The sequence below is a fragment of the Burkholderia sp. E168m23 genome (genome assembly GCF_016586125.1).
GTDB classification, from domain to species: Bacteria; Pseudomonadota; Gammaproteobacteria; order Burkholderiales; family Burkholderiaceae; genus Burkholderia; species Burkholderia orbicola.
In genome coordinates, this window is the sequence record NZ_BCPP01000280.1 from 1 (window position 1) to 7298 (window position 7298).

Here is a 7298-nt window from a genome sequence, read left to right on the forward strand (position 1 = left end):
GCTGCTCAAGCGCATCCTGAACGAACAGCACGGCATGAAGATCGCCGTGATCGAGAACGAGTTCGGCGAAGAGAACATCGACAACGAAATCCTCGTGCAGGATTCGAACGAGCAGATCATCCAGATGAGCAACGGCTGCATCTGCTGCACGATCCGCGGCGACCTCGCCCGCGCGCTCGGCGATCTGGCCGCGAAGAAGCGCGAGGGCAAGCTCGACTTCGACCGCATCGTGATCGAGACGACCGGCCTCGCGAACCCGGGCCCCGTCGCACAAACGTTCTTCATCGACAGCGAAATCGCCGACGACTTCCTGCTGGACGCGGTCATCACGCTGGTCGACGCGAAGCACGCGAACGCGCAGCTCGACGAACACGAGGTGGTGCAGCGCCAGGTCGGTTTCGCCGATCGCCTGTTCATCACGAAGTCGGATCTCGTCGACGACCAGACCGTCGCGGGCCTCAAGCACCGCCTGATGCACATGAACCCGAAGGCCGCGATCAAGGTCGTGAATTTCGGCGAAGCGGACATCAAGGAAATCTTCGACCTGCGCGGCTTCAACCTGAACGCGAAGCTCGAGATCGATCCCGATTTCCTCGCCGAGGACGATCACGCGCACGATCATCACGATCACGACCATGATCACGATCACACGAATTGCGACCACGATCACGGCCAATGCGCGCACGATCACGACCACGGCCACCACCACCACAATCATCACCACGCGCACCACGACGACAAGATCAAGTCGTTCGTGTATCGCAACGACCGCCCGTTCGACCCGAACAAGCTGGAAGACTTCCTCGGCGGCATCCTGCAGATCTACGGCGAGCGGATGCTGCGCTACAAGGGCGTGCTGTACATGAAGGGCGTCGACCGCAAGGTCGTGTTCCAGGGCGTGCACCAGATGATGGGCAGCGACCTCGCGGCGAAGTGGCTGCCGGTCGAGAAGAAGACCAACAAGATGGTGTTCATCGGCGTCGACCTGCCGCAGGACCTGATCACCGACGGCCTCGACGCCTGCCTCGCCTGACCCGTGCGGGCGCCCGCCGTGCGCCCGCTGCCCGGCCGCCCGCACCGGCGGCCGCGGCGGTCGGGCGGCGCCTTTTCCGGGCAGGGTTTCGCCGTCATCGCTTTTTCGCGATTTGCGCGTTATATTTTCTAGATATTGGCGCAGCCGACGGGGATCGACCCGATACGGCGCCCGCTTGCGATTCAGTTACAATACGTGCCCGCTGGAGTACGGCAACAAACAGGCCCGGTTCTTGCTGAACCAGTTTTCCGGGCATCGCAACCGCGCCGGATCGCCAATCCGCCTCCCGGCCGCGGCCGATGCGATGTGCCGCGCAGCACACCGGTTCGCAGCGCGCGCAAATCCGCGCCAGGCCTATCCTGGTATTTGAGAACCGGTTTTCCAGAGGCTTTCGGCCCCGCGGCGGCAAATCGCAAGTGATTGCAAGCGCGGTTGCGGGTAATCCCAAAGTGCAGGCAATATCTCTCGATTTGCCGCACATTGAAGAAGCAAGCAGATGACGAAGAAACTCTTGACCGAAGCCGAAATCCTGAAGATGAGCGACAAGGATTACATGAATGAGGATCAGCTCGCCTTCTTCAAAAATCGGCTCGAACAGTTGCAGGCGGACATCCTCAAGAATGCAGGCCAGACGACCGAGAACCTGCGCGAGACGGTGATCGTCCCCGATCCCGCCGACCGCGCGACGATCGAGGAAGAGCACGCGCTCGAGCTGCGTACGCGTGATCGCGAACGCAAGCTCCTCAAGAAGGTTCAGCAGTCGCTCGCCCGCATCGACTCCGGCGATTACGGCTGGTGTGAGGAAACCGGCGAGCCGATCGGCATTCCGCGCCTGCTCGCGCGTCCGACCGCCACGCTGTCGCTCGAGGCGCAGGAACGCCGCGAGTTGCGCCAGAAGCTGTTCGGCGACTGATCGAGCGGCATTCCGCTCAAACACGCTGCTTCCCGAAAGCGCGCGGCCTGCCGCGCGCTTTTTGTTTTTCCGGCACCGGTTCCCGGCCGCCGGCCGATTTGCCTTCCCCTCTTGATATCCCGGCGCCCGCCCTAAAATGAAACGGACGCGCGCCGGGCCGCTCCCCGGCGCACTGCGGATTCACGCGGCGGCGCGTCGCGTCGCCCGACTCTTCCCCGTTTTTCTCAAGGAACGCAGATGGAGCAATTTCACGGCACGACCATCGTTTCGGTCCGGCGCGGCGACAAGGTCGCGCTCGGCGGCGACGGCCAGGTAACCCTCGGCAACATCGTCATGAAGGGTGGCGCGCGGAAAGTGCGGCGGATCTACAACAACCAGGTGCTGGTCGGATTCGCGGGCGGCACCGCCGATGCGTTCTCGCTCCTCGACCGCTTCGAGGCGAAGCTCGAGAAGCACCAGGGCAACCTGACCCGCGCGGCCGTCGAGCTCGCGAAGGACTGGCGCACCGACCGGATGCTGCGCCGCCTCGAGGCGATGCTGATCACGGCCGATGCCACCACCACGCTCGTCATCACCGGCAACGGCGACGTGCTCGATCCCGAAGGCGGCATCTGCGCGATCGGCTCGGGCGGCGCGTACGCGCAGGCCGCGGCCCGCGCGCTCGTCGAGAACACCGACCTGTCGCCGCGCGACATCGTCGAGAAGTCGCTCGGGATCGCGGGCGACATGTGCATCTACACGAACCACAACCGCATCATCGAAACGATCGAGTAAGGACAGCCCCATGAGCACCATGACCCCTGCCGAGATCGTCTCGGAACTCGACAAGCACATCATCGGCCAGGCGAAGGCGAAGAAGGCCGTCGCCGTCGCGCTGCGTAACCGCTGGCGCCGCCAGCAGGTCGCCGAGCCGCTGCGCCAGGAAATCACGCCGAAGAACATCCTGATGATCGGGCCGACGGGCGTCGGCAAGACCGAAATCGCGCGCCGCCTCGCGAAGCTCGCCGACGCGCCGTTCATCAAGATCGAAGCGACCAAGTTCACCGAAGTCGGCTACGTCGGCCGCGACGTCGACAGCATCGTGCGCGACCTGATCGAGATCTCGGTCAAGCAGACGCGCGAAGCCGAAATGCGCAAGGTGCGCAGCAAGGCCACCGACCAGGCGGAAGACCGCATCCTCGACATCCTGCTGCCGCAGCCGCGCGCGGTGGGCTTCGGCGGCAATGCCGAGCACGCGAACGACGACAACAACGCGACGCGCCAGACCTTCCGCAAGCGCCTGCGCGAAGGCCAGCTCGACGACAAGGAAGTCGAGCTCGACCTCGAGCAGCCGTCGGTCGGCATGGACATCATGGCGCCGCCGGGGATGGAAGAGATGACCGAGCAGATCCGCTCGATGTTCTCGAACCTCGGCAGCGGCAAGAAGCAGCGCCGCAAGGTGAAGATCAAGGAAGCGCTGAAGCTGCTGACCGACGAGGAAGCGGCGAAGATGCTCAACGAAGAGGAAGTGAAGACGAAGGCCGTGCAGAACGTCGAGCAGAACGGCATCGTGTTCCTCGACGAGATCGACAAGATCACGTCGCGCAACAACGAAGGCAGCGGCGGCGAAGTGTCGCGCCAGGGCGTGCAGCGCGACCTGCTGCCGCTCGTCGAAGGCACGACGGTCAACACGAAGTACGGGATGGTGAAGACCGATCACATCCTGTTCATCGCGAGCGGCGCGTTCCACCTCGCGAAGCCGAGCGACCTGATTCCCGAACTGCAAGGCCGCTTCCCGATCCGCGTCGAGCTCGATTCGCTGTCGGTCGAAGATTTCGAGGCGATCCTCGATGCGACCGACGCGAGCCTCGTCAAGCAGTACCAGGCGCTGCTCGCGACCGAAGACGTGCAGCTCGAATTCGCCGCGGACGGCATCCGGCGCCTCGCCGAGATCGCGTTCGCGGTCAACGAGAAAACCGAGAACATCGGCGCGCGCCGGCTGTACACGGTGATCGAGAAGCTGCTCGAGGAAGTGTCGTTCTCGGCCGGCAACCACGCCGGCGAGCGCGTGACGATCGACGCGAAGTACGTCGACCGTGCGCTCGGCGAAGTGGCGCAGGACGAGGACCTGTCGCGCTACGTGCTGTAACGCGCGCAGTGCTTGATGAGAGACGGGCGGCCCCTTCCGGGGCCGCCCGTTTTCGTTGGTGCGCCGCTTACTGCCGGACCGGCTTCTTCGCGAGCTTGCGCTGCAGCGTGCGGCGGTGCATGTTCAGCGCCCGCGCGGTGGCCGAGATGTTGTTGTTGTTCTCCGCCAGCACGCGCTGGATGTGCTCCCATTCGAGCCGGTCCACCGACAGCACGACCGGATTCTCGAGCGCCTCGTCGGCCTGCACTTCGGTCGCGTTGGTCTGCAGCGCGGCCAGGATCGACTCGACGTTCGCCGGCTTCGCGAGGTAGTTGTCGGCGCCCTCCTTCACGGCCTGCACGGCGGTCGCAATGCTCGCGTAGCCGGTCAGCACGAGAATGCGCGCATCGGGCTGCAGGTCGCACAGCGGCGCGATCAGGCTCAGCCCCGAATCCTCGCCGAGATGCAGGTCGACGGTGATGAACTGGAACTTGCCGCCCGCCGCAAGCCGCAGCGCCGTCTCCTTGTCGTGCGCCTGCTGGACCGCGTAACCGCGGCGCTCGAGGCCGCGCGCGAGCGTGCCCGCGAACACCTCGTTGTCGTCGATCACCAGGAAATTGTTCTCGCTCATGTGGTTTCTCCGTCTACGTGTTGGTTGAGGCCGCCGGCATCGCGACGCGCACGACCGGCAGGCGCAGCACGGCCCGCGTGCCGCGCCCGGCCGCGGCGACGGCCGGGCGGCTGTCCGGCGCGCCGGCCGGCCGTTCGGCTGCACGTGCACCCGTGCGCGATCCCGCGCGTTGTCCCGATACGGCCGCCGCGTGGCCATTTGCCGCACCGCCGGCCCGCCCGTTGCCGCCCGCCGCGCGCGGCGTGACGTCGGACAGTTCGATCTCGCCGCCGAGCCGCGCGGCCGCACTGAACGCGAGATACAGGCCGACGCCGTGCCCGCCCTGCGTGCTGTCGACCGGCATCGCGCCGAGCGATTCGCGCAGCGCGGCCGGAATGCCGGGCCCGTCGTCGCATACCTCGAATTCGATTTCGTCGGCCGTGCCGCCATGCGCGACCTTCGCGGCGAGCGTCACGCGCTGCGGGCTCGCGCGCGCGGCGTTGTCGAGCAGGATCGTCAGGATCTGGCCGGCCGCGACCGTATCGTCGAGCGCGACGCCGGCCGGGCGCGCGCCGAGCAGCTCGAACTGCACGTGCGGATGCCGCAGGCGCCAGTGCTCGACGAACGTGTCGAGCCAGTCGTCCACCGGCTGGCGGCTCGCCGACGTGCTCGCGCGGCTGCGCAGGCGCGCGAGCGCCGACGTGCAGAGCGTCATCTGTTCCTCGAGCACCTTCAGGTCGGCGTCGTAGCGCGCGAGCCCCGGATCGGAGCGCGCCGCGTCGCGCAATTCCTCGGCGAGCATCGCGATCGTCGACAGCGGCGTGCCCATTTCATGCGCGACGGTGGCGGCCTGCACGCCGAGCGCGACGGCCCGCTCGTCGCGCAGCAGATGCGCCTGCGCCTCGCCGAGCGCCGCGTCGCGCTGGCGCAGCGCGTTCGACATGCGCGCGACGAACCACGCGATCAGCCCGACGCTGACCATGAAGTTCACCCACATGCCGGTACGGTAGTAATCGAACAGGTTCGCCGGGTTGTCCATGTTGAGCGGCACCGAATCGAAGCCGAGCGCCGCGTAGCAGGCGACCGCGAACGCCGCGAGCCAGATCATCAGGTGCCACGGCAGCACGGCCGCCGCGATCGCGAGCGACGGCAGGTACAGCGACACGAACGGGTTGGTCGTCCCGCCCGACAGGAACAGCAGCGCGGACAGCGCACCGAGGTCGACCCACAGCTGGCCGAGCAGCTCGAAATTGGTCTCGGGCCGCGCGCGCAGCACGCGCACCCAGGTCAGCGCGTTGAAAACGATTTCGAGCGCGATGACCATCAGCATCGCGGGCAACGGCAGATGCACGCCGAAATAGGTCTGCACGACGCCGATCGTCACGAGCTGGCCGATGATCGCGAGATTGCGGAGCCAGAACAGGTGACCGAGGTTGACGCGCCCGGTGGTGGTGATTCGTTGCATCCGGGCAGTTTACCCGTTTAGCGCCCGGCGCCTCTAGCGGGGCCGGATCGATGCACACGAACGGGCGCGGCGAGGCGCCATCAACCGGCCGCGCCGGCCATGCGCTGCGCGATCTCGTCGGCCAGGCACTCGGGGCATCGGCACCGCGCGCCGGCCGCGGGCGGCGTGCCGCCGGGCGGCACCGGCATCGCCGCGCACCAGCAGTCGAACGGCTGCGTATGCGCGCCGCAGTCGAAGCCGCGCCCGCAGTGCGGGCAGCGCGCACGGCGCGGGGCGGAACGGGCGTCGGCGGCGGAATCGGTCATGGCGCAATCGCGGAAGCGGGCGGGACATCGCCCCACGCGACAAGCATAGCGCGACGGCTGGATTTTGCACGCCGGCCGCCCGGCCGAACGCCATCGGAAACGCACGTTGGCCAGCCCTCCGCCGCCGCCCGCGCGACGCCGCCCGAATCGCGCCGCGCCATAGCCGGCGGGCCGCCGCGTGCGATGCCGCGCCGCGCCGCCGGGGCGCCGGCCGGCCCAAAAACCCGATGCTGCGCTGCGCCACTCCTGTACAATTCGCCCTGTTTCAACCGTTCCCAGCCAGAGCCGCCGCCATGTCCGAGCCCATCGACCTCTCGCAGATCGCCCCCACGCTGAAAGCAGAAATCCTCGCGGAGGCGCTGCCGTACATCCGTCGTTACCACGGCAAGACCGTGGTCATCAAATACGGCGGCAACGCGATGACGGAAGAGCGGCTCAAGCAGGGCTTCGCGCGCGACGTGATCCTGCTGAAACTGGTCGGCATCAACCCGGTGATCGTCCACGGCGGCGGTCCGCAGATCGATCACGCGCTGAAGAAGATCGGCAAGGCCGGCACCTTCATCCAGGGCATGCGCGTCACCGACGAAGAGACGATGGAAGTCGTCGAATGGGTGCTGGGCGGCGAAGTGCAGCAGGACATCGTGATGCTGATCAATCACTTCGGCGGCCACGCGGTGGGCCTGACGGGCAAGGACGGCGGCCTGATCCACGCACGCAAGCTGCTGATGCCGGACCGCGACAACCCGGGCCAGTACATCGACATCGGCCAGGTCGGCGAAGTCGAGGCGATCAACCCGGCGGTCGTGAAGGCGCTGCAGGACGACGCGTTCATCCCGGTGATCTCGCCGATCGGCTTCGGCGAGGA

Annotated in this window: 8 protein-coding genes; 5 read left to right on the top strand and 3 right to left on the bottom strand. The window is 66.8% G+C overall.

Features of this window, described 5'->3' with window-relative positions; all coding sequences use genetic code 11:
• The first annotated feature begins 1 nt into the window (after window position 1).
• From JMF90_RS16175 to hslU, 4 genes are all read left to right on the top strand, one after another.
• On the top strand, window positions 2-1033 hold the full coding sequence (locus JMF90_RS16175) for a GTP-binding protein (protein WP_236597989.1): 1032 nt from the start codon (window positions 2-4) through the stop codon (window positions 1031-1033).
• Window positions 1034-1529: 496 nt separating this feature from the next.
• A complete protein-coding gene (dksA, locus tag JMF90_RS16180) occupies window positions 1530-1946 on the top strand; it encodes an RNA polymerase-binding protein DksA (RefSeq protein WP_006477498.1) in 417 nt (138 codons plus the stop codon).
• 237 nt (window positions 1947-2183) lie between these two features.
• Window positions 2184-2720, top strand: coding sequence for an ATP-dependent protease subunit HslV (hslV, locus tag JMF90_RS16185; RefSeq protein WP_011546463.1), 537 nt, complete (start codon window positions 2184-2186; stop codon window positions 2718-2720).
• 10 nt (window positions 2721-2730) lie between these two features.
• A complete protein-coding gene (gene hslU / locus JMF90_RS16190) occupies window positions 2731-4074 on the top strand; it encodes an ATP-dependent protease ATPase subunit HslU (RefSeq protein ID WP_006477496.1) in 1344 nt (447 codons plus the stop codon).
• 67 nt (window positions 4075-4141) lie between these two features.
• Here hslU and JMF90_RS16195 read toward each other — a convergent pair whose 3' ends face one another.
• The 3 genes from JMF90_RS16195 to JMF90_RS16205 form a co-directional block, all read right to left on the bottom strand.
• Window positions 4142-4684: a response regulator transcription factor gene (locus tag JMF90_RS16195; RefSeq protein WP_011546464.1), complete on the bottom strand. Its 543-nt coding sequence runs from the start codon at window positions 4682-4684 to the stop codon at window positions 4142-4144.
• Window positions 4685-4697: 13 nt separating this feature from the next.
• Window positions 4698-6128 carry an ATP-binding protein gene (locus tag JMF90_RS16200; protein WP_011546465.1) on the bottom strand — a complete coding sequence of 477 codons (1431 nt, stop codon included), beginning with the start codon at window positions 6126-6128 and terminating at the stop codon, window positions 4698-4700.
• Window positions 6129-6208: 80 nt separating this feature from the next.
• Window positions 6209-6433 (bottom strand): cysteine-rich CWC family protein, encoded by a 225-nt coding sequence (locus tag JMF90_RS16205; RefSeq protein WP_011546466.1) that lies wholly within the window; start codon window positions 6431-6433, stop codon window positions 6209-6211.
• A gap of 293 nt (window positions 6434-6726) precedes the next feature.
• Here JMF90_RS16205 and argB point away from each other — a divergent pair.
• On the top strand, window positions 6727-7298 hold a 572-nt coding region (gene argB / locus JMF90_RS16210; protein ID WP_201325226.1), incomplete at its 3' end, for an acetylglutamate kinase.